The sequence below is a fragment of the Mitsuaria sp. WAJ17 genome (assembly GCF_014174515.1).
Classification (GTDB): domain Bacteria; phylum Pseudomonadota; class Gammaproteobacteria; order Burkholderiales; family Burkholderiaceae_C; genus Roseateles_B.
Genome location: NZ_JACJUG010000005.1, coordinates 198870 through 221713, shown reverse-complemented (window position 1 = coordinate 221713; position 22844 = coordinate 198870). Strand labels below are relative to the sequence as shown.

General features: G+C 69.8%; 21 protein-coding genes. 5 read left to right on the top strand and 16 right to left on the bottom strand.

What is annotated here, in order from left to right:
* On the top strand, positions 1–1046 hold a 1046-nt coding region (locus H5407_RS06220; protein ID WP_255501096.1), incomplete at its 5' end, for a D-alanyl-D-alanine carboxypeptidase family protein.
* A gap of 120 nt (positions 1047–1166) precedes the next feature.
* Positions 1167–2057: an alpha/beta hydrolase gene (locus H5407_RS06215; protein ID WP_183103568.1), complete on the top strand. Its 891-nt coding sequence runs from the start codon at positions 1167–1169 to the stop codon at positions 2055–2057.
* Positions 2058–2063: 6 nt separating this feature from the next.
* Here H5407_RS06215 and H5407_RS06210 read toward each other — a convergent pair whose 3' ends face one another.
* The gene (locus H5407_RS06210; protein ID WP_183103567.1) at positions 2064–2576 is read right to left on the bottom strand and encodes a hypothetical protein; all 513 of its coding nucleotides are present in this window, start codon (positions 2574–2576) and stop codon (positions 2064–2066) included.
* A 40-nt stretch (positions 2577–2616) separates the two neighbouring features.
* Positions 2617–5340, bottom strand: coding sequence for a polysaccharide deacetylase family protein (locus H5407_RS06205; RefSeq protein ID WP_255501095.1), 2724 nt, complete (start codon positions 5338–5340; stop codon positions 2617–2619).
* Between the two features lie 192 nt (positions 5341–5532).
* Between H5407_RS06205 and purB the strand changes: the two genes are divergently transcribed.
* Together purB and H5407_RS06195 are read left to right on the top strand one after the other, a co-directional pair.
* Positions 5533–6900 carry an adenylosuccinate lyase gene (purB, locus tag H5407_RS06200; RefSeq protein WP_183103565.1) on the top strand — a complete coding sequence of 456 codons (1368 nt, stop codon included), beginning with the start codon at positions 5533–5535 and terminating at the stop codon, positions 6898–6900.
* Between the two features lie 38 nt (positions 6901–6938).
* Positions 6939–8138: an MFS transporter gene (locus H5407_RS06195; RefSeq protein ID WP_310737622.1), complete on the top strand. Its 1200-nt coding sequence runs from the start codon at positions 6939–6941 to the stop codon at positions 8136–8138.
* Between the two features lie 4 nt (positions 8139–8142).
* Here H5407_RS06195 and H5407_RS06190 read toward each other — a convergent pair whose 3' ends face one another.
* From H5407_RS06190 to H5407_RS06125, 14 genes are all read right to left on the bottom strand, one after another.
* Complete coding sequence (locus H5407_RS06190) at positions 8143–8835, bottom strand: YciI family protein (RefSeq protein WP_183103563.1); 693 nt, start codon at positions 8833–8835, stop codon at positions 8143–8145.
* 43 nt (positions 8836–8878) lie between these two features.
* Positions 8879–10240 (bottom strand): ATP-binding protein, encoded by a 1362-nt coding sequence (locus tag H5407_RS06185; RefSeq protein WP_183103562.1) that lies wholly within the window; start codon positions 10238–10240, stop codon positions 8879–8881.
* A complete protein-coding gene (locus H5407_RS06180; RefSeq protein ID WP_183103561.1) occupies positions 10230–10952 on the bottom strand; it encodes a response regulator transcription factor in 723 nt (240 codons plus the stop codon). Before H5407_RS06180 ends, H5407_RS06185 begins: the two co-directional genes overlap by 11 nt.
* A gap of 64 nt (positions 10953–11016) precedes the next feature.
* Positions 11017–12390: a sigma-54 dependent transcriptional regulator gene (locus tag H5407_RS06175; RefSeq protein ID WP_183103560.1), complete on the bottom strand. Its 1374-nt coding sequence runs from the start codon at positions 12388–12390 to the stop codon at positions 11017–11019.
* Positions 12391–12400: 10 nt separating this feature from the next.
* Positions 12401–14266 carry an ATP-binding protein gene (locus H5407_RS06170; protein ID WP_183103559.1) on the bottom strand — a complete coding sequence of 622 codons (1866 nt, stop codon included), beginning with the start codon at positions 14264–14266 and terminating at the stop codon, positions 12401–12403.
* 12 nt (positions 14267–14278) lie between these two features.
* Positions 14279–15013: an amino acid ABC transporter ATP-binding protein gene (locus H5407_RS06165; RefSeq protein ID WP_183103558.1), complete on the bottom strand. Its 735-nt coding sequence runs from the start codon at positions 15011–15013 to the stop codon at positions 14279–14281.
* Positions 15014–15021: 8 nt separating this feature from the next.
* Positions 15022–15684 carry an amino acid ABC transporter permease gene (locus tag H5407_RS06160; RefSeq protein WP_183103557.1) on the bottom strand — a complete coding sequence of 221 codons (663 nt, stop codon included), beginning with the start codon at positions 15682–15684 and terminating at the stop codon, positions 15022–15024.
* A complete protein-coding gene (locus H5407_RS06155) occupies positions 15681–16427 on the bottom strand; it encodes an amino acid ABC transporter permease (protein ID WP_183103556.1) in 747 nt (248 codons plus the stop codon). The genes H5407_RS06160 and H5407_RS06155 overlap by 4 nt, the downstream gene beginning before the upstream one ends.
* A 63-nt stretch (positions 16428–16490) precedes the next feature.
* Positions 16491–17405, bottom strand: a complete 915-nt coding sequence (locus H5407_RS06150) for an amino acid ABC transporter substrate-binding protein (protein ID WP_183103555.1) — start codon at positions 17403–17405, stop codon at positions 16491–16493.
* 38 nt (positions 17406–17443) lie between these two features.
* Positions 17444–18379, bottom strand: a complete 936-nt coding sequence (locus H5407_RS06145; RefSeq protein WP_183103554.1) for a transporter substrate-binding domain-containing protein — start codon at positions 18377–18379, stop codon at positions 17444–17446.
* Between the two features lie 176 nt (positions 18380–18555).
* Positions 18556–19395 (bottom strand): hypothetical protein, encoded by an 840-nt coding sequence (locus tag H5407_RS06140; protein ID WP_183103553.1) that lies wholly within the window; start codon positions 19393–19395, stop codon positions 18556–18558.
* Between the two features lie 170 nt (positions 19396–19565).
* On the bottom strand, positions 19566–19787 hold the full coding sequence (locus H5407_RS06135) for a hypothetical protein (protein WP_183103552.1): 222 nt from the start codon (positions 19785–19787) through the stop codon (positions 19566–19568).
* A 272-nt stretch (positions 19788–20059) separates the two neighbouring features.
* Positions 20060–20458 carry a hypothetical protein gene (locus H5407_RS06130; RefSeq protein ID WP_183103551.1) on the bottom strand — a complete coding sequence of 133 codons (399 nt, stop codon included), beginning with the start codon at positions 20456–20458 and terminating at the stop codon, positions 20060–20062.
* Between the two features lie 356 nt (positions 20459–20814).
* Positions 20815–21741, bottom strand: a complete 927-nt coding sequence (locus H5407_RS06125) for a GNAT family N-acetyltransferase (protein WP_183103550.1) — start codon at positions 21739–21741, stop codon at positions 20815–20817.
* 118 nt (positions 21742–21859) lie between these two features.
* On the opposite strand from H5407_RS06125, the gene pyrF reads away from it, so the two are divergent.
* Positions 21860–22699: an orotidine-5'-phosphate decarboxylase gene (gene pyrF / locus H5407_RS06120; RefSeq protein WP_183103549.1), complete on the top strand. Its 840-nt coding sequence runs from the start codon at positions 21860–21862 to the stop codon at positions 22697–22699.
* Positions 22700–22844: the final 145 nt, after the last annotated feature.

Below are 22844 nucleotides of genomic sequence, written 5' to 3'. Positions count from 1 at the left end.
TGCAGCGCGTGCGCGGCTTGCTGCAGCCTGGCGAGCGCCTGATGCCGGCCTGGAAGCTGGCCCTGCCGGCCCTGCTGTTGGCCCTGGGCGGCCTGCTGGCTCAGGCGCAGGCCAAGGTCAATGCCGGCGGCGAGGCGGGCGACGAGACCGAGTCCGCCGTGCTGGCGGCCTTGCCGCAGCCGGCCGCCTCGGCGCCGGAGGCCGTGGCGTCGTCGGCATCGGCGGCGCAGGCTGTGCTGCAGGCCGCTTCCCCCGCAGCCCCAGAGCCCACGGCGGTGCTGGCCGCGCCCGCCCGGCCCACGACTTCAGGCTGGCGCCTGCCCGTCAACGCCCGGCATGCCGTGGTGATCGAGGAGGGCAGCGGCCGCGTGCTGATGGCCAAGGACGCCGACGAGCCCGTGCCCATCGCCTCGCTGACCAAGCTGGTGACGGCCATGGTGGTGCTGGATGCGCGCCAGGATCCCCAGGAGCAGTTGCGCATCGCCGACGAAGACGTGGACCGCCTCAAGCACAGCGCCTCGCACCTCAAGGTGGGCAGCCGCCTGCCGCGCGAGGCCGCGCTGAAGCTGGCCCTGCTGTCCTCCGAGAACCGCGCGGCCTCGGCCCTGGCGCGGGCCTACCCGGGCGGCCTGGAGGCCTTCCGTCTGGCGGTGCGCCGCAAGCTGCAGGGCCTGGGCCTGCAGCACACGGTGATCCAGGAGCCCACGGGTCTGTCGCCCGAAAACGTCTCCACTGCCAGCGAGATGGCGCGCATCGCCGCCGCGGCCAGCCGCTACGCCGAGATCAATGCGATCACCAGCGCGTCCCGGGCCAAGGTGCCGGTCAACGGCCAGGCCCGCGAGTTCCACAACACCAACCGCCTGGTGGGCCGAAAGGGCTGGGACATCCTGCTGTCCAAGACCGGCTACACCGAGGAAGCCGGCCGCTGCCTGACCATGCGCATGAAGGAGGCGGGCAAGGCCGTCACCGTCGTGCTGCTGGACGCCGACGGCTCGGCCCAGCGCCTCAAGGACGCTGCGGCCATCCGCCGCTCGCTGGGGCGCTGAGCCCCGGCGCCCCGGCGCAATCGCAGCCCGCTTCCTTCCCTCCCCATCACCTGTGCAGACAGGCCGGCATGCACCGGCCTGGGCTGCCGCATGTCCCGCCGACATCCGTCCAGGAGTTCCATGCCCCGCCTGATCCTTCATGTCCTGCTGCTGTGCTGCCTGCTGCCCCTGTCGTGGCCAGGGGGGGCGCAGGCCGATCCCGCCCCCTATGTCCTGGACCGCACCGAGGTCCACCGCCTGCACTCGCGGCTGCTGCAGCGCGACTACGAGCTCTACATCGGCCTGCCGCCCGAGAGCGAGGCCGGCGCACGCCTGCCCCTGCTCTTCGTCACCGATGCGCCGGTGGCCTTCCCGGTGATACGCGCCATGAGCCGGCGCCTGGGCCGTGAGGGGCCGCAGTCCCAGCAGATGGTGCTGGTGGGACTGTCCTACGCCCTGGGCGACAGCCCCACGGTGAGCCGCAACCGCGACTACACGCCCAGCCGGCGCGCCTCGTCCGCCGAGGACAGCAGCAGCACCTACGGCCAGGCCGAGGCCTATGTGCGCTTCATCCGGGAAGAGGTGCTGCCCTACCTCGCCGCGCATGTGCCGCAGGCCGACCTCGCGCGGCGCTACTTCGCGGGCCACTCCTACGGCGGCCTGCTCGGCGCCCATGTGCTGCTGCACCACACCGACCTGTTCCAGCGCTACATCCTCAGCAGTCCCTCGCTGTGGTACGACCAGGAGCGGCTGCTGCGGGAGGCCGAGCAGCTCGCGGCGAAGCGGCAGCCGCTGAAGGCGCAGGTCCTGCTGCTCGCCGGCGCGAAGGAGCAGGAGGCACCGGGGCGGCGCCCGCGGCCGGGCCGTGAGGCGGACGGCGACATCGTGGGCAACACCCGCCGCTTCGAGCAGGCCCTGCGCCAGCTGCCGGGCCTGCAGGTGCAGCGCCAGATCATCCCCGACGAGGACCACCTCTCGGCCTTTCCCAGCGCCATGGTGCGCGGCCTGCGCTGGGCGCTGCCACGGCGCTGAGGGGCCCTACCGGAGCACCTGGTGCACGGCCGGGTCGCCGTAGAGCGATTCGTAGTGGAGCGTGATGGACAGGCGCTTGAGCACGGCCCCGAGCTTCTCGGTGCTCAGCCTGCAGTCCGGCCCGGCCGAGGACAGCACCATCTGGCGCTGGTTGACGCGGTAGAAGTGCACCAGGGAACCCGATCCCATGCAGGCAGGGTCCAGCCCCAAGGCCTTGGCTGCGGCCGCGGTGCTGGGCTGGGGCTTGTTGTCCACCAGGATGTCCGCGCGTGTCACCCGTGCCGGGCCCAGGCCGCTGTTCTGGACCAGCAGGACCCAGCTGCCGTCCAGCTCGGTGTTGAGTTCGGTATCCAGGATGGGCTGCACCATCAGGCGGTTGTGCTTCTGGATGGCATAGCCCTGCCACAGTGTGGCGACCAGGGCGCAGACGGACACCACCATGGTCCGGGTGCGGATGGCGGTGAGGGTGGCCCAGCGGCGGCCTTGCGGCGCCGGGGTGTTGGAAGGGGCTTGGGTCATGGGCTGGGCTTCTTCAGGAAGGCTGGATTCTGCGGCCGGCTCAGGCCGCCGGCTTGGGTTGGTGGGCTGCGTCCGGCTGGGCGATCCAGGCGCGCAGCTCGGCGCTGCGGGCATGCTGCGGGGCCAGCTCCACGAAGCTCTTGTAGGCGGCCAGAGCCGCGGCCTCGTCGCCAGCCTGCAGCTGGGCGTCGCCCAGATTGAGCCAGGCCAGCGCGCGGCTGCCGTCCATCTCGATGGCCTTCTGGTACCAGCGAGCGGCCTCCGCCGGCTTGCCGCGCTTGTAGTAGATGAAGCCCAGGTTGTTGGCCGCCAGCGCGAAGCGGGGCTGCAGCTTGAGGGCCTCGGTGAAGGCGGCCTCTGCCTCCTCGTAGCGGCGCTCCTTGTAGAGCTGCAGGCCGCGGTCGTTGGCGCGCTGCGCCGCCACGCGGGCGCCCGGGTCCACCTTGGCCGTCGGGGCGGCGATGGCGACCTCTTTGCCATCCAAGCCCTGCAGCTTGACCTGCACGGCCTTGGCGGTAGGCGCCTGCGCGGCGGTCTTGGCCTCGTCCAGGCGCTTGGCCAGGGCCGAGGCCTGGGGGTCGAGCTGGCTGCTGTCGCCACTGAGGGCCTGCTCCTGCGCGGACGCCAGCTCGAAGACGAACTCACCGCCCTCCGAGCCGGGCAGGCTGCCGAAGGCCGGCGTCTGGTGGGCCACGGCGGACACGGCCGGCGCCACGTAGGCGGCCAGCTCGGTGGCGGTGATGAGGCCGTCGCCGTTGAGGTCGGCCTTGCCCGCAAGCGCCTGCAGCAGGGTCCAGGTGAAGACCGAGTGGCCGCCGGGGCCGTCGTCCGCCACCTGCTGGTCGGTGCCGCCGGCCGTCATCATCTGGCGGCCCAGGCGGCGGGCGTTGTCGCGGATGAAGTTGTTGTTGTTCGGAGCGCCGCCGCCGCGGGTGAGGCCCAGGCCCGAGTAGCAGGCATCGACCACGAAGAGCGCATGCTTGGCCGGCAGCGCTTCGCCCAGCTCCTGCAGCTGGGGCATGGCGATGGCGTCGGTCTGCAGGTCATCGAGGCCGGCATCGACCGGGATCACATAGCCTACCTCGCGCCCGCTGGGCAGCCTGCGCGTGCTGCCATGCCCGGCGAAGAAGACGAAGACGCGGTCATCGCGCTTGAGCTCCTTGCCCGAGAGCTTGTTGAGCGCGCGCAGGATGTTGGCCCGCGTGGCCTCGCCGTCCAGCAGCAGCTTGACGTTCTCCGGGCGGAAGCCGAAGCGGGTTTGCAGGGTCTCCTGCATGGCCTTCGCGTCGCGGCCGGCGTGCTGCAGGCGGGGCCAGCGCTGGTACTGGTCGATGCCGACGATCAGCGCATGGCTGTCGCGGTAGAGCGCTGCGCCGGACAGCTGGGTGTCGCCCGTCTCCAGCGGCTTGCGCTCGGCGCTCATGAACTGGCCGTCCTTCCAGCTCGCGAACTTGTAGCCCTCTGCCACCAGCTGGTCCAGCACCAGGGGCAAGGCCTGCACGGTACGGGCGTGGATGTCGTGGAAGAGGATGATGCCGCGCTGCTGCTTCTGCACCTCGCCGATCACGCGCGCGGCGATGGACTTGGGGATGGGGTCGGACCAGTCCAGCGAGTCAATGTTCCACATCATCGAGCGCAGCTTGAGAGCCTCGATGGTGTCCAGCGCCTGGTCGTTGCGCGCGCCGTAGGGAAAGCGAAAGAGGGCCTGGCCGCTGCGACCGGCCTTGTCGAGCAGGGCCTCGGTGTGGGCAGCCTCGTCGCGCACCTGTGCCTGGGCGAACTTGGACATCAGTCCGTGCGTGAAGCTGTGGTTGGCCAGTTGGTGGCCGGCGGCCAGCACGCGCTTCGCGACCTCGCTGCCGGGCCCGGGCTTGACCTGCCCCTGCGCATCCACGCTGCCCAGGTTCTGACCCAGCTCGAAGAAGATGGCGGGCGCCCGATAGCGCTGCAGGATCTCCAGAATCTCGTCGGTGTAGCGGCCGTGCGGGCCGTCGTCGAAGCTCAGCAGCACGGTCTTCTCGGGTAACTGCTGGCCGAAGAGCTCGCGCTCGCTCTTGGCCGCGCTGGGCTTGGCCTGCGCCTGGGGCAGGATGGTGGCGTAGTCCTTGAGGATCTGCTCGCGGCTGTAGATCGTCTTGAGCTTGGCGACGTAGTCCGCCCACTTCTCGCGCTTGAGCTCGATGCCGCGCTGGGCGAAGCGGCCGAAGGTGTCGCGCAGCTCGCGCTCGTAGGCCTGCTCCACCTCGGTCAGCACGGCCAGGTCCTCCTGCGCGCGCTTGGCCAGCTTCAGGCCGGCGATGCTCTGGCTGGCGCCCAGGCGCTGCTGCAGCTGCAGCAGCAGGTCCTTGAAGGCCAGGCGGTCGGCGTCGAACCAGCTGGGCTCGCCCTCGACGCGGTCCAGCAGCTGCGCAAGGCTGTCCAGCGAGGCGTCCTTGGCGAAGGCCTGTTCCACCAGAGCGCGCTGACCTTTTTGCAGATCGTGGAAGAGCATCAGGCCCACGCTGCTGACGGCCTCGCGCTCGGCGGGCTTGAGCGCGGCCTCGCCGTCCATCAGCACGACCATCTGGCGATGCAGGGCCAGCAGGGCGTCGCCCTTGTCGATGAGGCTGGGGGCGGTCTTGGCAGCAGAGGCGGCAGCGGAGGCCGAGAGCGCCGGGCCGGCGTTCGTGCTGCCGGGGCGCTGGCAGGCGCTCAGCGACAGTCCGGCGGCCAGCAGCAGGCCGGCGAGTGCGCCCAGGCGCCAGGATTGGGTGACGGGTGACAAATCGGGCTCCCTCTTCATGATGCAGGGCGCCCGGAACGTTGCCGGGCGCCGCCCGAATTGTGACCTGGCGCGAAACCTGTCCTGGCCGGCCGCGACGGATGCCACGGACGCCCCCGGGACCGCCCCGCTAAAATCCGCGGGTTTGCCCTCGCTCTTCCCGAAATCGCCCGGCTTCGCCGCCGGCTTCCCGCCATGAACCTCTCCGCCCTCACCGCCCTGTCTCCCCTGGACGGCCGCTATGCCTCGCGCATGGGCAGCCTGCGCCCGCTGCTGTCCGAGTTCGGCCTGATGCACCGCCGCGTGCAGGTCGAGGTCGAGTGGTTCATCGCCCTGTCGGACGCCGGCTTTGACGAGTTCAAGCCCCTGTCCGCCGGCGCCCGCGAGCTGCTGCGCGCCCTGGTGGCGAACTTCGGCGAGGCCGATGCCCAGGCCATCAAGGACATCGAGAAGACCACCAACCACGACGTCAAGGCCGTGGAGTACTGGATCAAGTCGCGCTTCGAGGGCCACGCCGAGCTCAAGGCCGCCGGCGAGTTCGTGCACTTCGCCTGCACCAGCGAGGACATCAACAACACCAGCCACGGCCTGATGCTCAAGGCTGCCCGCCAGGACGTGATCCTGCCCACGCTGGACCGCATCATCGAGAAGCTCACCGCCATGGCCCACACCCTGGCCGCCGTGCCCATGCTCTCGCGCACCCATGGCCAGACCGCCAGCCCCACCACCGTGGGCAAGGAGATCGCCAACGTCGTGGCCCGCCTGCGCAACGCGCGCGCCCGCATCGCCGACGTGAAGCTGCTGGCCAAGATGAACGGCGCCGTGGGGAACTACAACGCCCACCTGTCCGCCTGGCCCGCCTTCGACTGGGAAGCCTTCAGCCAGCGCGTGATCGAGCAGCAGCTGGGTCTGAGCTTCAACCCCTACACCATCCAGATCGAGCCGCACGACTACATGGCCGAGCTGTTCGATGCCGTGACCCGCGCCAACACCATCCTGATCGACTGGTCGCGCGACGTGTGGGGCTACGTGAGCCTGGGCTACTTCAAGCAGCGCACCAAGGCTGGCGAGATCGGGTCCTCGACCATGCCGCACAAGGTCAACCCCATCGACTTCGAGAACGCCGAGGGCAATTTCGGCCTGGCCAATGCCGTGCTGACCCACCTGAGCCAGAAGCTGCCCATCAGCCGCTGGCAGCGCGACCTGACGGACTCCACCGTGCTGCGCAACATGGGCGTTGGCCTGGGCTACGCGCTGCTGGGCTATGACTCCCTGCTCAAGGGCCTGGACAAGCTGGAGGTCAACGAGGCCGCCCTGGCCGCCGACCTCGATGCCGCCTGGGAAGTGCTGGCTGAGCCCATCCAGACCGTGATGCGCCGCTACGCCCTGCCCAACCCCTACGAGCGGCTGAAGGAGCTGACCCGCGGCAAGGCCATCACGCGCGAGTCCATCCAGGAGTTCATCCGCGGGCTGGAGCTGCCCGAGGCCGAGAAGGCCCGACTGCTCGAACTGACGCCCGGTGGCTACACCGGTACGGCCGAGTCCCTGGCCCGCCGCATCTGAACCGGGGCGGGGCTGTAGCTCACTTCATGAGCCACCCCGTGAGCCCTCTCACCGTCGAAGACACCCGCTTCGCCACTCTGCGCCGCGTCCCCGGCGCCATCTGGGTGCTGGGCTTCGTGAGCCTGTTGATGGACATCTCCTCGGAGATGATCCACAGCCTGCTGCCGCTGTTCATGGTGGGCAGTCTGGGGATGAGCGCCACGGCCGTGGGCCTGATCGAGGGCGCGGCCGAGGCCACGGCGCTCATCGTCAAGATCTTCTCCGGCATGCTCAGCGACCACTGGGGGCGGCGCAAGCCCCTGGCCTTGCTGGGTTACGGCCTGGGCGCACTCAGCAAGCCGCTCTTTGCCCTGGCGCCCGGAGTGGGCCTGCTGGTCACCGCGCGGCTCAGCGACCGTGTGGGCAAGGGCCTGCGCGGCGCCCCCCGCGATGCCCTGGTGGCCGACATCGCGCCGCCTGATCTGCGCGGCGCGGCCTTCGGCCTTCGCCAGTCCCTGGACACCGTCGGCGCTTTCCTGGGCCCCTTGCTCGCGGCCGCGCTGATGCTGCTGTGGGCGGGCGACTTCCGCGCCGTGTTCTGGGTTGCCTGCGTGCCGGCCGTGGCCTGCGTGCTGCTGCTGGCGGTGGGTGTGCGGGAGCCGGCACCGCCGCCGGCCGCCCAACGCCCCAATCCCCTGAGCCGCGCGCAGCTCGCGCAGCTGGGGGCAGCGTTCTGGTGGGTGGCGGGCCTGGGCGCGCTCTTCACCCTGGCACGCTTCAGCGAGGCCTTCCTGGTGCTGCGCGCGCAGCAGCAGGGCATCCCCCTGGCCCTGGTGCCGCTGGTGATGGTGGCCATGAATGCGGTCTACGCGGCCTGCGCCTATCCCTTCGGCAAGCTGGCCGACCGCATGCCTGCGACGCGACTGCTGGCCGGCAGCCTGCTGCTGCTGCTGGCCTCCCAGGCCCTGCTGGGCTGGGCCCAGGGCTGGCCCTGGGTGCTGGCCGGCGTGGCCCTGTGGGGCGTGCACATGGGCATGAGCCAGGGCCTGCTGGCGGCCCTGGTGGCCGAGGTGGCGCCAGCCGCGCTGCGCGGCACGGCCTATGGCTTCTTCAACCTCTTCTGCGGCCTGGCCATGCTGGTCTCGGGCGGCCTGGCCGGCTGGCTGTGGGACGGTCTGGGCCCGGGCAGCACCTTTGCAATGGGCGGGCTGTACAGCCTGCTGGCGCTGGGCGCGCTGAAGCTCCGGCCGCGCGGCTGAGGCTTCAGCGGACCACGCCTTCCGCGAACCACTGGCCCCAGACGGCCGCCTGCAGGCGCTCGTCCGCACGGCCGGGCAGGCGCGCCAGGGCAGCCTGCAGTGGGGTCTCGTCATTGCCGGCGCGGAAGAGCACGTGGTCGATGGGACCGGCCTGCATCGCATACCAGGCGCCCAGCGTGCCCTCGTCCACCAGGGCCTGCAGCGCGGCTTCGAGCTGCTGGCGTTCCTCGGGCCGCAGCGCGGCGGCGCCGGACAGCATCACGATGCGGTTCTCGACGATCTTCTTCAGGTTCAGGCCGGTGGTGTTCAGCGCCTTCTTCACCACGCAGGGCTGCGCATTGAGCGTCATGTGGCCCAGGGCCACGTACTCGTCCTCGGTGAAGTAGATGCGCAGGGCGTCCAGATCGGGGGCGCGCACCACCACGATGCCGCGCTTGAGCTGGGAGGGGTCGCGCATGGGGCCGGCAGCGAAGAGCTTGCCCGCCGCGAAGAGTCGGCCGAAGTTCTCGATATGACCCTTCTGCATGGCCATCACCCGCTCCTTGTCCGGCGGGGTGGGTACGCCGCGTTCCAGGAAGACGAACCAGTCGCGGCCCGGCACGGGCGTGGGCGCGGGGGCCTCGTCCGCATGGACACGGGGCAGGGCCATCGCGGTGGCGAGGCCGGCAGCCCCTTGCAGCACAAAGCGTCTTTGCATGGCGAACTCCAGTGGGCGGGATGTGCTGAGCATAGCCGTGGCCTCAGCGCCCCGGGGGCATTTGCTGCGGCCAGCGGATCAGCAGGCGCGCGCCGCCCAGCTCAGGTGCGCGCTGCATCAAGGCCTCGCCGCCATGGCTCTCGGCCACATGGCGCACGATGGCCAGGCCCAGGCCGAAGCCGCGCGAGCGGCGGTGGCGCTCCAGTCGCTTGAAGGGCGTGAAGACGAGCTCCCGCAGGGCCTCGGGCACGCCTTCGCCGTCGTCATCGATGGCCAGCCAGATCTGCTCCTGGTCCAGCCAGGCCTGCAGGCAGATGCGCGAGCGGGCATGGCGGGCCGCATTGCGCAGGCCGTTGCGCAGGGCGTAGGGCAGGATCTGGGCATCGAAGGGCAGGGCGGTATCGGGCAGCTTGATCTGCAGGCTGAGGTGCTTGCCGTCCAGCAGCGGCCGCAGGCTGTCCGATTCGGCGAACAGCAGCTCGCTGAGGTCGCCCGGTTCGGGCTTGGCGCTCAATGCGCCGGTGTCCAGGCGGGCGAGCATGAGGCTGGCGTCGATCAGGCCTTCGAGCTCCTCGATGTCGCGCTCACAGGCCTGGACCTGGGACTCGCGCCGGGCGGCGTCGTCCTCGTCGATGAGGGCGTCGATGGCAAAGCGCAGGCGGGCCAGCGGCGTGCGCAGCTCGTGCGAGACCGCGCCGGTGAGCTCGCGCTGGCTGGCCAGGGCCGAGGCCAGGCGCTGCAGCGTGGAGCGGATGGCATGGGCCAGGGGCGCGAAGAGCCGGCTGCGGGGGCGCGGCAGGGGGGTGTCGAAATGGCCGGCGCTGATCTGGTCGGCGGCGGCCTGCAGCTCGCGCAGATCGCGCCAGGCCGGGCGCAGCAGCCACCAGGCCAGGCCCATCACCGCCACGGCCAGCGCGAGCGCGGAAAAGAGCTGCAGCCACAGCTCGCGCGGCAGCTGCCAGGACTCGCCCGGCTGCCAGTCGGCATTGAGCGGGCCCAGCTGCAGCACGGCGTCGCCCTTGGGGTCCAGGCGTGCATAGACCCGCCTGTTGATGCCGGCCACCACCAGCTCGCCGCGCAGCAGCTGCTCCTGGCGCGTGCCGCTGAGGTCCTGCATGCGCACCAGGCTGACGGGATAGGCGAAGGTCTGGTCCAGCTGGCGGATGCGGGCCTCGCGGGCCTTGTGGTCCAGGGGGCGCAGCTCGTTGACCAGCACGTCCACCGTGCCGCGCATGAAGCGCTTCACATAGTCCGCCGTGAACTGATCGACAGCCACTGCCACCAGACCCTGGGCCATCAACATCAGCGTTAGTACTGCCAGGCCCAGGCCCAGCGCGATGCGCGCCAGGGGTGAGGGCTTGAAACGGGGCAGGCGCAGCCAGCGCGGCATGGCGTCAGGGGACAAAAAGGTAGCCCTGGCCTCGCACCGTCTTGATGCGCTCCGGCGCATGGGCGTCGTCGCCCAGCTTGCGGCGCAGTCGCGAGACGCGGGCATCGATCGCGCGGTCCAGGCCGTCGAACTCCAGGCCGCGCAGGCCCTGCATGATGTCCTCGCGCGAGACCACCTGGCCGGCACGGCGGGCCAGGAAGAGCAGCAGCTCGTACTCGGCCGTGGTCAGCTCCACGGCCTCGCCGTTGACGCGCAGCTCGCGTGCAGTGGGGCGGATCTGCACGGGGCCGAAGTTCATTTCGTCCGCCGGCTCGCCGCCGGCCGCCTCCGCCGTCGCGGCAGGCGCCGCGTCCCGTCGCAGCAGGGCCTTCAGCCGGGCCAGCAGCACGCGCGGGGCGACGGGCTTGGTGATGTAGTCGTCGGCCCCGCCTTCCAGGCCCAGGACCTGGTCGATGTCATCGTCGCGGGCGGTCAGCATAACGATGCGGCCCTTGAATTCGCGGCGCACGTCGCGCAGCACATCGAAGCCGTCCTTGCCAGGCAGGTGGCCGTCCAGCAGCACGACGTCATAGGGCTCGGCGCGCAGCCGGGCTTCGCCCTCGGTGCCGTCGCCGCAGCAATCGACGGCATAGCCGGCCTTGCGCAGGGCCTCGGCCACCAGCGCGGCCAGGCGGTCGTCGTCTTCAACGAGAAGGATGCGTGCGGGGTCCATGGGGGCGGTGCTCATTGCTGGCGCAGTGTATGCAAATGGGCATGCGGAGCCAAAAGATACCGGGGTTCGCAGGAAGACCTCAGCCGCTCTCCCCCGCATTCAGCCCGTACTTGCGGATCTTGTCCGCCAACGTGGTTTTGGGTGTGCGCAGCGCCTGGGCGCTGCGGGCGATGTTGCCGCCGTGGCGCTGCAGGGCCTCGCGGATGAGGCTCTTCTCGAAGTCCTCCACGGTCTCAGCCAGTGAGAGGGCCTGGGGTGCGGGGGCAGCGGCCGTGCTGTCGCCCGGCACATCGCCCATCACGTCACTGCGCACGCCCAGCACCAGGCAGTCGGCCACATTGCGCAGCTCGCGCACGTTGCCGGGCCAGTGGTGGGCCGTGAGGGTGCGCAGCTGTGCCACGCTGACAACGGGCACGGCCAGGCCGTAGCGGCGGGCGGCCAGCAGTAGGAAGTGCTCCAGCAGCAGGGGGATGTCCTCGCGCCGCTCGCGCAGGGGCGGGAGGTCGATGGTCACCACATTGAGGCGGTAGTAGAGGTCGCTGCGGAAGCTGCCCTGGCGGGACTTCTCCAGCAGGTCGTCCTTGCTGGCTGCCACCACGCGGCAGTCCACGGGGAGGGACTGGTTGGAGCCCAGACGCTCGATCTGGCGCTCCTGCAGCACGCGCAGCAGCTTGATCTGCGCGGCCATGGGCATGCTCTCGACCTCGTCCAGGAACAGCGTGCCGCCGCTGGCATGCTCGATCTTGCCGATGCGCCGTTTCTGCGCGCCGGTGAAGGCGCCGGGCTCGTGGCCGAAGAGCTCGCTGTCCAGCAGGGTCTCGGGCAGACCGCCGCAGTTGAGGGCCACGAAGGGGCCGCCGCGGCGCGCCGAGAGCTCGTGCAGGGCCTGGGCCACCAGCTCCTTGCCGGTGCCGGTCTCGCCGCGGATCAGCACATCCACGCGGGACTCCGCCACCCGCGCCACCAGCTGGCGGACGGCTTCGATCTGCGGCGAGCGACCCACCAACTGGCCGGCCACGCCGTCGCGCCTTGCCAGGGCCTCGCGCAGCTGGGCGACCTCCAGGGTCAGCCGGCGCTTGTCCAGCGCACGGCGCACCACCTCGACCAGGTGCTCCGGCGAGAAGGGCTTGGGGATGAAGTCGTAAGCCCCGGCCCGCATGGCCTCAACGGCCAGGCTGACGTCGCCATGGCCGGTGATCATGATGATGGGCAGAGCGGCGTCCATCTCCTGGCTGTGGCGCACCAGGCTCAGGCCGTCGGCGCCAGGCAGGCGCATGTCGGTGACGACCACGCCGGCAAAGCCCTTGTGCAGCAGCGGGCGGGCCTCTTCGACCGAGGCCACGGCGTGCGCCGCAAGGCCTGCCAGCTGCAGGGCCTGGACGCAGCCCAGCTGCATGTGCAGATCGTCCTCGACCAGCAGGACGGACAGCTCGGGGTGGGGCGGCAGGCTCATGACGGCATTGTCAGGCCTGGGCGGGCCCGTCAGGGGCCTCAGGGGCGTCGGCGGCGGGCAGGTGCAGGATGAATTCCGCGCCGCCCTGTGGGTGGTTGCGGGCCTCCAGCTCGCCGCCTCCCTCACGGGCGATGTCGCGCGAGATGGCCAGGCCCAGACCCAGACCCGTGCCCTGCTCCTTGGTGGTGAAGAAGGGTTCGAACAGGCGCTGCAGCGCTTCCTTGCCCAGGCCGGGACCGCTGTCATGCACCAGGAGCAAGACCTGCCCCCTGGCCTGCATCGCCTGCACCCGGATCACACGCTCCTCCTGACCCTGCACGGCATCCAGGGCATTGCCGATGAGGTTCAGCAGCACCTGCTCCAGCCGGTTGGGGTCGAAGAAGGCGAAGACCTGGCCAGGCTGCAGTTCGCGCTCCAGGCTGACCTGCTGCTGGCGGATGCGCTGGTCATGCAGGAAGAGGGCGTTGCCCAGGGCTTGTCCCACGTCGCAGCGCTGCGGGCGGGCCTGACTCTTGCGGGCGAAGCCCTTGAGCGGCTGGATGATCTGGCCCATCTGGTCCGCCAGCCGGGTGAGGATCTCCAGATTACCCTGCACCGAGCGCAGGTCCTCGCGCCGCATGAACTCCAGCGCATTGCCGGCCAGGGTGCGGATGGCGCCCAGGGGCTGGGCCAGCTCGTGGGTGATGCCGGTGGCCAACTGACCCAGGGCGGCCATCTTGCCGGCGTGCACCAGCTCGTCCTGAGCGCGGCGCAGCGTGGCCTCGGCCTGCTGGCGCTCGGTCACCTCCTGCGCCAGCCGGGCATTGGCCTCGGACAGGGCCTGCGTGCGCCGCCCCACCTGGTCCTCCAGCTCGGCGTGGGCTTCCAGCTTCTGGCGCAGGATGCGGCGGCGCTGCAGCAGGATCAGAGCGCTGAGCAGCACCACGCCAAGGCCCAGGCTGGCCAGCAGCCCATGGGTGCTGGCCTGCTGGCGCACGGGGCGCAGGTCGCTGAACATCATCAGCCGCCAGTCCATGCCGTTGAGCGTGCGGCCCATCACCAGCATGGCGCGGCTGGCCAGGCGCGGCGTGGAGGCGGCGGCGCCCAGGCCGTTGGGCAGCACGCCCTCGACGACCTGGCTGTCCTCGTCCACCCGCAGGTCCACCTGCAGGGGAAAGCGCGGCAGGGGCTGGGCGGCGTAGAGGCGCGAGAGCTGCAGGTCCACGCGCTGGTCCACGCTCAGCTCGGCCAGGCTGGTGTAGCGCCAGGCGGGCTCGGAGGACAGGATGACGACCTGGTTGGAATCCGCCAGCAGGGCCGGCGAGCCCAGAGTGGCCCAGGCCTCGTTGATGGGGTCCAGCTTGATCTTGATGGCCGCCACGCCCACCACGCGGGCGCCGTCGTGGATCGGGTGCGAGACGTAGTAGCCCGGCCGGCCGTCCCTCGTGCCGATGGCGAAGTGCCGGCCCACGCGGCCGGCCAGCGCCTCCAGGAAATAGGGGCGGAAGGACAGGTCCTCACCCAGCAGCCCGGGTTCGCTGGAGGCCAGCACCTGGCCCCGCTGGTTCTGGACGAAGAGCTCCAGGCTGCCCAGGTGGGCGTTGAGCCGGCGCAGGTAGAGGCTGGCGGCTTCGGCCCGGGCGGCGGACTGGGGCTCGCGCAGCAGGGCCAGCACCTCGGGGCTCAGCTGCAGGGTGGCGGGGATGGACTCCTGCCGCTTGATCACGCCCTCCGCGGCGGCGGCGAAGAGCTCCAACTGATGGTTGGATTCGCGCCGCAGCACTTCCGTGCCCTGGCGCAGGCTGGCGGCATAGGCCAGCCAGCCGGCGCCGCCGACCAGCAGCGCCGCGGCCAGCGAGCCGAGCAGGATGCGCAGACCGCGCTGCATTTCAGCCATGCGCCGCCGGGATCAGTGATTCAAAATTTTGGACAGGAAGTCACGTGCGCGCGGCGAGCGCTCCTCCGGCTTGCCGAAGAAGTCCTCCTTGCGGCAGTCCTCGACGATCTTGCCGGCGTCCATGAAGATCACGCGGTGGCTGACCTTCTTGGCAAAGCCCATCTCGTGCGTGACGCACATCATGGTCATGCCCTCGTTGGCCAACTGCACCATCACGTCCAGCACCTCGCCCACCATTTCGGGGTCCAGGGCCGAGGTGGGTTCGTCGAAGAGCATCACGATGGGGTCCATGGACAGGGCCCGGGCGATGGCCACGCGCTGCTGCTGGCCGCCGGAGAGCTGGCCGGGGAACTTGTCCTTGTGGGCGGACAGGCCCACGCGGTCCAGCATCTTCAGGCCGCGCGTCTTGGCGTCATCGGCATTGCGGCCCAGCACCTTGATCTGCGCCAGCGTCAGGTTCTCCGTCACCGAGAGATGGGGAAACAGCTCGAAGTGCTGGAACACCATGCCCACGCGCGAACGCAGCTTGGGCAGGTTGGTCTTGGGGTCGGCCAGGGAGATGCCGTCCACCACGATGTCGCCCTGCTGGAAGGGCTCCAGCGCGTTGACGGTCTTGATCAGGGTGGACTTGCCCGAGCCCGAAGGGCCGCAGACCACCACGACCTCGCCCTTGCGGATGCTGGTCGTGCAGTCGGTCAGCACCTGGAAGCTGCCGTACCACTTGGAAACGTTCTGGATCTGGATCATGGTCGACCTCAGCGGATGATTTGGATGCGACGCTGCAGCCGGCGCACAAGCATGGAGAGGCTGAAGCAGATCACGAAATAGACGCCCGCGGTCAGCAGCGTGGTTTCCACCGGGCGGTTGAAGTTGCGGCCGGCCACCTCGAAGCCCTTGAGCAGGTCATAGGCACCGATGGCGTAGACGAGCGAGGTGTCCTGGAAGAGGATGATGGTCTGCGTCAGCAGCACCGGCAGCATGTTGCGGAAGGCCTGGGGCAGCACCACGAGGGCCATGGCCTGGCGGTAGTTCATGCCCAGCGCGAAGGCCGCATAGGTCTGGCCCTTGGGCACGCTTTGCACGCCGGCGCGCATGATCTCGGCGTAGTAGGCCGCCTCGAAGAGCGTGAAGGTGACGAAGGCCGAGAGCTCCGCGCTGATGGGCCCGGTGAGCAGGGGCACCAGCAGGAAGAACCACAGGATCACCATCACCAGCGGGATGGAGCGCAGCAGGTTCACATAGGCCGCGGCGGGCGCGCTGAGCCAGCGGTGGCTGGACAGGCGCATCAGCGCGAGCACCGTGCCCAGCAGGATGCCGCCCACCATGGCCACCAGGGTCAGCTGAATGGAGAAGAGGAAGCCCTTGAGGATGAAGGCGCGCAGGAACTCGGCCGTCAGGAAGGAGAAGTCGAGGCTCATTTGTGACCGGCTCCGGCAAGACCTGGCACCCGCACCCAGCGTTCGATGAGGGCGGCGATCAGGTAGACCGCGAAAGCGGACAGGAAGTACAGCAGGGTCACCATGGCGTAGACCTCGGTGGGGCGAGAGGTCTCCTCACCGACCTGGCGCGCGAACTGCGTCAGCTCCAGCACCGACAGCGCGAAGGCCACCGAGCTGTTCTTGACGATGCTCATGGCCTCGCTGGTCAGCGGCGGCACGATGATGCGGAAGGCCACCGGCAGCAGGATGTGGCGGTAGGTCTGGGGCAGGGTCAGACCCAGGGCCAGGCCGGCGGCCTTCTGGCCGCGCGGCAGGCTCTGGATGCCCGCCCGCACCTGTTCCGAGATGCGCGCCGAGGTGAAGAAGCCCAGGCCGATGGCCGCGATCAGGAAGCTCGGCAGCTTCTTCATCACCGGCAGGAATTCGGGCACCACGAAGAACCACAGGAAGAGCTGCACGATCAGCGGGATGTTGCGGAACAGCTCGGTCCAGGCTTCGCCCAGGAAGGAGAGCTTGCGGTTCGGGCCGGTGCGCAGCACCCCCATCAGTGAGCCCAGCACCAGGGCGATGACCAGACCGATGGCCGAGACGGCCAGGGTCCAACCCCAGGCCGAGAGCAGCCAGTCCAGATAGGTCTGCGTGCCGGGGCCGCCGAAGCAGCCCGGGACTACCGTCTCTTCGACGGTGTCCTTGCACCAGAGTTCCTGCCATTCGAATGTCATGGGGATCCTTTCTGCGGGGTCAGGTCTTGCCTGACCCTGGACGGCCGGTGCGGCCGCGTCTGCTTACTTCTTGGCGTAGGCTTCCATGGGCTTGTCGTTCGGCGTGGCCAGAGCGGCCTTGAGGTTCTCGCTCATGGGCAGGCCCACGCGGGCGTTGGTCGGGGGGATGGGCTGCATCAGCCACTTGTCGTAGAGCTTGGCGATCTCGCCGGATTTCATCATCGCGATGAGGGTGTCGTCCACGGCCTTCTTGAAGGCGGGATCATCCTTGCGGAACATGATGGCGATGGGCTCGACGGACAGCACCTCGCCGACGATCTTGAAGTCCGCCGGGCTCTTGGCCTTGGCGATCAGGCCGGCCAGCAGGGAGCCGTCCATCACGAAGGCGTCCGCGCGGCCGGATTCCAGCAGCAGGAAGCTGTCGGCATGGTCCTTGCCGAACACCTCGTGGAAGTCCACGCCCGTGGCGCGCTCGTGCTTGCGCAGGGTCTGGACCGAGGTGGTGCCGGTGGTGGTGGCCACGGTCTTGCCGGCCAACTGGCCGATGTTGGCGATGCCCGAGTTCGCCTTGACGGCGATGCGCACTTCCTCGACGAAGGTGGTCACGGCAAAGGCCACGTCCTTCTGGCGGGTCAGGTTGTTGGTGGTGGAGCCGCACTCCAGGTCCACCGCACCGTTCTGCACCAGGGGGATGCGGTTCTGCGAGGTCACCGGCTGGTACTTGATCTCCAGCTTGGGCAGGCCCAGTTGCTTCTGCACGGCGGCGGCCACCTTCTGGCAGATCTCCACGTGGTAGCCCACGTACTTGCCGTCGCCCAGGGTGTAGGAGAGCGCGCCGCTGGACTCGCGCACGCCCAGGGTGATGGCACCGCTGTCCTTGATCTTCTTGAGCGTGTCCTCGGCGCGGGCGGGGGCGGCGCTGAGGGCGGCCAGGCCCAGCAGGGCGGCCAGGGCGGAGGTGCGGAAGGAGGTCTTCATGCGGATGCCTGTCTCTTGACTTGTTGGAAGGGAGGGATTCATTGCAGGGCGCGGTCCGAGGGCTGGCGGTAGAGCTGCAGCAGGGCATCGGAGGGCGGCCAGTTGAGGTTCAGCCCCTTGGGCGGGATGGGGCGCTGGAACCAGCGCTGGTAGATCTTGAGCGCCTCGCCGTTGCTCATCAGCCGGCTCAGCTCGCGGTCCACCAGGGTCTTGAAGGCGGTGTCCTCGCGGCGCAGCATGCAGCCGTAGACCTCGGAGCTCATGGGCGTGCCGGTGAGGCGCCAGTCCTCGGGCTGCGCGGCCTTGGCGCGCTCGCCCAGCAGCAGGGCGTCGTCCAGCATGAGGGCATCGACCTTGCCCGTCTCCAGGGACTGGAAGGCCTCGCCATGGTCGCGGGCCGAGAGCAGCTGGATGCGCCCGCCATGGGTCTCGTTCCAGGCCCGCAGCAGGCGCTCGGAGGTGGTGCCGGCGGTGACCACGGCGCGGCGGCCGGCGAGGTCGGCGAACTCCTGCAGCGGCGAGTCCCGGCGCACCAGCATGCGGGTGCTGACGATGAAGATGGAGACCGAGAAGGCCACCTGCTTCTGCCGCGCCAGGGTGTTGGAGGTGGAGCCGCATTCCAGGTCCACGGTGCCGTTCTGCACCAGCGACATGCGGTTCTGCGAGGTCACGGGCACCAGGCGCTGGGTGAGGGCCGGCAGCTTGAGCTCTTGGCGGATGCCCTCGACCACCTTGAGCATCAGGTCCTGAGAATAGCCCACCACCTGGCGGCGCTGGTCGTAGTAGGAGAAGGGCACCGAGGATTCGCGGTGCCCCAGGTTGATGGTGCCGGTGGCGGCGATGCGCTTGAGGGTCTCGCTCCGGGCCAACAGCGGGCTCGCGTCCTTGCCCGCCAGGAGTTCCGCCGCCATGGCGCCGCCGGCCAGCAGGGGCAGGCTCAGCAGCAGGGCGGGGGCGAGGAGGCGGCGCAGCATGCCCCGCTTCTTGCAGGGGGCGTGCCAGCTGGGGTTATCCCTGGGTTTCCAGGGGTGAGAGGCGGGCAAGTGCTTGATTTGACTGGGGGGAGGGGGTCTCGATTGATGTGCGGGGAACGGAATTCCGTTTCTGAGGGGGAGGGTGGGACGGAAATCCGTGCGCCGCTGATGGGGGCTCAAGGCTTGGGACAAGGGTCCAGGTTGCACCGCAGGAAAGCATCCACCCGGCCCTGCTGCAGTGCCTCCTGCATGCGCTGGGCCAGGGCCTGGACCTGGGCCTGCTGCTCGGGTGTCTGTGCCGCTTTGCGCACGAGGGGGAGATCCGTGGACACCTGGCTGCAGCGCCCGAACTGGACGCACTGGGACAGGCTCAGCACATGATCCTGCATGGCCTCGGGGTCCACGGTGGACCAGGCCCACACGCGCTCCAGCGCTTCGTTGAAGAGGCCGGCATCAGGCAGGCCGCCCAGCACCATGCCGTCAAAGAAGGGGTGGGCTTGCGGACTGGCGTGCAGCAGGCGGGCGAGGGTGATGATGTCCCCCGCCTTCACCGCGTCGATCACGTCCAGACGCAAGGCTTCCTTCCGGTTGGCGTCGTCCTGCGCGGCATCCGCGCGTTGCGGTGACTGCAGCATCTTTTCCCATGAGGGATCGTCAAACATCGGCCGGCAGCGCATCTGGACCAGATCCCAGGCGCGGCGCCGCTGGGCGGCTAGCGTTGCGTCCTCGCCCGCCAGTGGCGCGGGAGCGCGCATCTGGAAGGGGTTGTCGTAGGTCTTCTGGTCCGGGCTGCTGGAGGTGTTGAACAGCGCGGACCGGCAGGTGGTCAACATGGCTCGGGCTGCGGCCTGGCTGGCGGCGTCGGGCTGGCTGGACAGGCGGACATAGGTGGCATACGTCTGGTTGCTGCTGAGCGCGCGGCGGGCGTCGGACCACTGTTGCTGGACGGGGTCGGGCCCTCTGCTCGCGGGGGGCGCCGCTGATGAGCCTGGCAATGCCTGGGAGCTTTCTGCCATTGCGTCACCCGTCGCGGTAGCGGATGGGTGCTTTACGGTCGCCTCGGTCACGCTGGCGAGCAAGCCCGTCGGAGGCTCAAGGGGCGACCAAGGGGCCCAGTAAAGCAGGCCCGCGCCCAGTAGCAGGACGGTGACTGCGGGGATCCAGTAGCGCGAACCACGAAGTGCTATCACCGGCATCGGGAAGACATCTCCGCAACCGGCTTGGGACTGCCCACGATGAGGCCGCTCGCCATGGGCAAGTCGATGGTGAAGCGCCACAGGCTGCCATTGCCGCCACCGTTGATGAGCCCCTGGTCCTCCGTGTCCCGCGCCCGTGTGGCGCTGGCCACCTTCGGCGTGCTTCCGCCGGTGGCCGGCGGCGACGCTTTGCGGGTGATCTTGTAGAGCACCGGCAGGTCCGGCCATGGGAACTCAGCTGCCGCCGAGGCCGAGGTGCAGCCCAGGGCCACGATCAGTGCAGTGCAAGCTTCTTGATGAGCATGTGAGGGTCCTCCGTCCCTGTGTCTATCTTGTGATGTCGCCCTGATGAGGGCCGGCGCAGCGTACAGAGAATGGGGCCGCACGGGGCCTGCAAGTTCTTGCAGGGGGGGGCGGCCCCACGGGGCGCTGTACGCACGGGAGGTGCCGCCGAAGCCGTGCGGAGGGCCGGACTCGTCGGGACTCAGGGCTTCTTGCGGAACTCGAAGGCCTCGAGATCCCCGCGCAGCACAGCCGCCATCATGCGTGGGTAGAGCGCCTGGATGGTGGCGCGCTCGGGGCTGTCGGCGGGGTAGTCGGCCAGCAGGCGCTCCTCAAGGCTCCCGCTGCACAGGCCTTTCTGGGCGCACAGGGTCAGGGCGTGGAGGTGAGGGCTGGGACTCTGCGGATCGGCATAGAGCATGACGGCAGCCACGCTCAAGGCCAGGTCGTAAAGCTCGCCCTTGCCGGCACCGCCCAGGGGCTGGCCTTCGAACCAGTGGGTGAGGCCGTGCTGGGTGCTCCGCCGCTCGATGGCCCGATCGAATCGCTCGTTTTGGAGATGGTGGGCCAGGAGGCGGCGCGGGTCCTGCGCAGCCCTCACCAGCAGTCTGTCTTGAGAATAGGGGTCGCCAGAGGGGCGGCAGCGCTGAGCAATGGTGTCGAAGGCCCGCTGTCTCGCGTTGACCCGCTCGCTGCTCTGGCCGGGTACGACCAGGGGTGCCTATGACTGCAAGGCCGTGGTGGCGTCAGGCCATCGGCCATCGAACACCGATGGCAGGGCCTTGCGGGTAACCTTGCAGAGCCCCGGCAGGTCAGGGAACGCAGACTCCGGGGCCGCAGAGGCCGAGGGGGCGCCAAGGGCCAGGATCGGTTTTGGGAGCGATGCTGCGCCTGCGCTCTGCGCAGAGGGCGACATGGGTGAGGAGCCTGCCCTGGCTCACCCGGGGGAGAGATGACTCAGGCCGTCACGTCTTCCCACGCCACCGCCGCGATCTTCCAGCCTCGCGCCGTCTTCACGCACTGCATCAGCTTGTGCCCGCGCCCCGCGAAGGCCTGGCCCTCGCGGCGGCCGGCCTTGGCGTAATGCAGGCGCAGCTGGGCCAGGCCGCCCTCGTGCTCGATGTGCAGGTCCTCGATCCACTCGTGGAAGTCCTGCAGCGAGCCGCTGGCGAAGGCGTCGGCGCGGGGCTCGATGAATTCGCGCACGGAAAGGCTGCTGAGCGCCTCGCCCTGGCGCACCACGATGCGGGCCTCGGGGATCAGCCAGTGGGGCAGGGCGGCGAGCTGGGGGAGGCGGCCCGCGCGGTTGTCGAAGGCGCCCAGGAAGCGCTGCACCAGGGCGCGCAGCTGCTGCTCGTCGTCGCCCGCAGGCTCGGGCGACCGCCATTCGTAGACGTGGGACAGGCCTTCATGGGCCTCGGTCTGCTGCAGGCCCAGGTCCTGGAAGCCGATGTCCCTCAGCACGCGGCCGGAGCTGTCGTTGTGGGGCGCGGTGGTGGCCAGCAGATGGCGCAGGCCCAGCACCTCATGGGCGTAGCGCAGGGTGGCGGTGGCGGCCTCGCGGGCGTAGCCCCGGCCCCAGTGGCGCTGCGCCAGGCCATAGCCCAGGTCGGGCTCGGGCAGGCCCTCGCGGTGGATCAGGCCGGCCAGGCCCAGGCGCTCGCCGTCCTCCTTGCGCTCCACGCACCAGAAGCCGTGGCCCTGGGACCAGTAGCGGTTGAGCAGGCGGTCCCGCATCCACTGGCGGGCCTGCTCGGGCGTGCTGACGCCGGGGTCGGCGATATTGGCCTTCCAGGAAGGCTCGTTGATCAGGCCCAGGATGAAGGGCACGTCGCTGTCATCGAACCAGCGCAGGCGCAGGCGGTCGGTCTCCAGAATCTGCATCGTCGGGGCTTTCGTTGGCGGGGGACAGGGGCCATCCAGCCTGAACAGGCGTGGGAATGGGCCGAAAGCGAGACAATACGGCACCTCCACCAGTCCAGCCCGCCCAAGGGTGCGATCCATGACCTTCATCCAGCAACTCCACGCCGCCGAACGCCTCAACCAGTCGATGCTCTGCGTGGGCCTGGATCCTGAACCGGCTAAGTTCCCCGGGGCCTGGAAAGGCGATGCCGGCCGCATCTACGACTTCTGCAGCGCCATCGTGGACGCCACCAAGGATCTGGTCAGCGCCTTCAAGCCCCAGATCGCCTACTTCGCCGCCCACCGCGCCGAGGACCAACTGGAGCGGCTGATGGCCCACATCAAGCGCGTGGCGCCCCAGGTGCCGGTGATCCTGGACGCCAAGCGCGGCGACATCGGCTCCACCGCCGAGCAGTACGCCCGCGAGGCCTTCGTGCGCTACCAGGCGGACGCCGTCACGCTCTCGCCCTTCATGGGCTTCGACACCATCGAGCCCTTCCTGCGCTATGCCGACAAGGGCGTGATCCTGCTGTGCCGCACCTCCAACCCCGGCGGCAGCGACTGGCAGAACCAGCGGCTGGCCGACGTCCCAGGCCAGCCCCGCCTCTACGAGCACCTGGCCCGCCTGGCCCAGACCGAGTGGAACAAGACCGGCCAACTGGGCCTGGTGGTGGGCGCGACCTTCCCGGAGGAGATCGCCCGGGTGCGCGAGATCGCCCCGACCCTGCCCCTGCTGATCCCCGGCGTGGGCGCCCAGGGCGGTGACGCCGCGGCCACGGTGCGCGCGGGCTGGCGCGGCACGGCCGAGGCCAGCAGCGCGCCCATCATCGTCAACTCCTCCCGTGCGGTCCTGTACGCCAGCAGCGGCGAGGACTTCGCCGCCGCGGCCCGCCGCGTGGCCCTGGCGACGCGCGAGCAGCTCAACGTCGCCCGCGGCTGAGGCTTCGGGTGCAACTCCCGGGACCGCCGCGCGCGGACCCAGGCTGCGCATTCCTTCTCGCTCTGCTGCCGGGCGTTGCATTTGCGCGTGGTTTGCCTGGCTGAACCGCTGTTCAGCCGGCCAGCGCTGACCGAGACTCGCAATA

Excerpts from the sequence above, each read along its gene's own strand:
- H5407_RS06150 (WP_183103555.1), bottom strand. The coding sequence starts at position 17,405 with ATGAAGACCTCCTTCCGCACCTCCGCCCTGGCCGCCCTGCTGGGCCTG.
- H5407_RS06170 (WP_183103559.1), bottom strand. The coding sequence starts at position 14,266 with ATGGCTGAAATGCAGCGCGGTCTGCGCATCCTGCTCGGCTCGCTGGCC.
- purB (WP_183103565.1), top strand. The coding sequence starts at position 5,533 with ATGAACCTCTCCGCCCTCACCGCCCTGTCTCCCCTGGACGGCCGCTAT.
- H5407_RS06160 (WP_183103557.1), bottom strand. The coding sequence starts at position 15,684 with ATGAGCCTCGACTTCTCCTTCCTGACGGCCGAGTTCCTGCGCGCCTTC.
- H5407_RS06175 (WP_183103560.1), bottom strand. The coding sequence starts at position 12,390 with ATGAGCCTGCCGCCCCACCCCGAGCTGTCCGTCCTGCTGGTCGAGGAC.
- H5407_RS06155 (WP_183103556.1), bottom strand. The coding sequence starts at position 16,427 with ATGACATTCGAATGGCAGGAACTCTGGTGCAAGGACACCGTCGAAGAG.
- H5407_RS06125 (WP_183103550.1), bottom strand. The coding sequence starts at position 21,741 with ATGCAGATTCTGGAGACCGACCGCCTGCGCCTGCGCTGGTTCGATGAC.
- H5407_RS06165 (WP_183103558.1), bottom strand. The coding sequence starts at position 15,013 with ATGATCCAGATCCAGAACGTTTCCAAGTGGTACGGCAGCTTCCAGGTG.
- H5407_RS06140 (WP_183103553.1), bottom strand. The coding sequence starts at position 19,395 with ATGGCAGAAAGCTCCCAGGCATTGCCAGGCTCATCAGCGGCGCCCCCC.
- H5407_RS06215 (WP_183103568.1), top strand. The coding sequence starts at position 1,167 with ATGCCCCGCCTGATCCTTCATGTCCTGCTGCTGTGCTGCCTGCTGCCC.
- H5407_RS06180 (WP_183103561.1), bottom strand. The coding sequence starts at position 10,952 with ATGAGCACCGCCCCCATGGACCCCGCACGCATCCTTCTCGTTGAAGAC.
- pyrF (WP_183103549.1), top strand. The coding sequence starts at position 21,860 with ATGACCTTCATCCAGCAACTCCACGCCGCCGAACGCCTCAACCAGTCG.
- H5407_RS06190 (WP_183103563.1), bottom strand. The coding sequence starts at position 8,835 with ATGCAAAGACGCTTTGTGCTGCAAGGGGCTGCCGGCCTCGCCACCGCG.
- H5407_RS06145 (WP_183103554.1), bottom strand. The coding sequence starts at position 18,379 with ATGCTGCGCCGCCTCCTCGCCCCCGCCCTGCTGCTGAGCCTGCCCCTG.
- H5407_RS06210 (WP_183103567.1), bottom strand. The coding sequence starts at position 2,576 with ATGACCCAAGCCCCTTCCAACACCCCGGCGCCGCAAGGCCGCCGCTGG.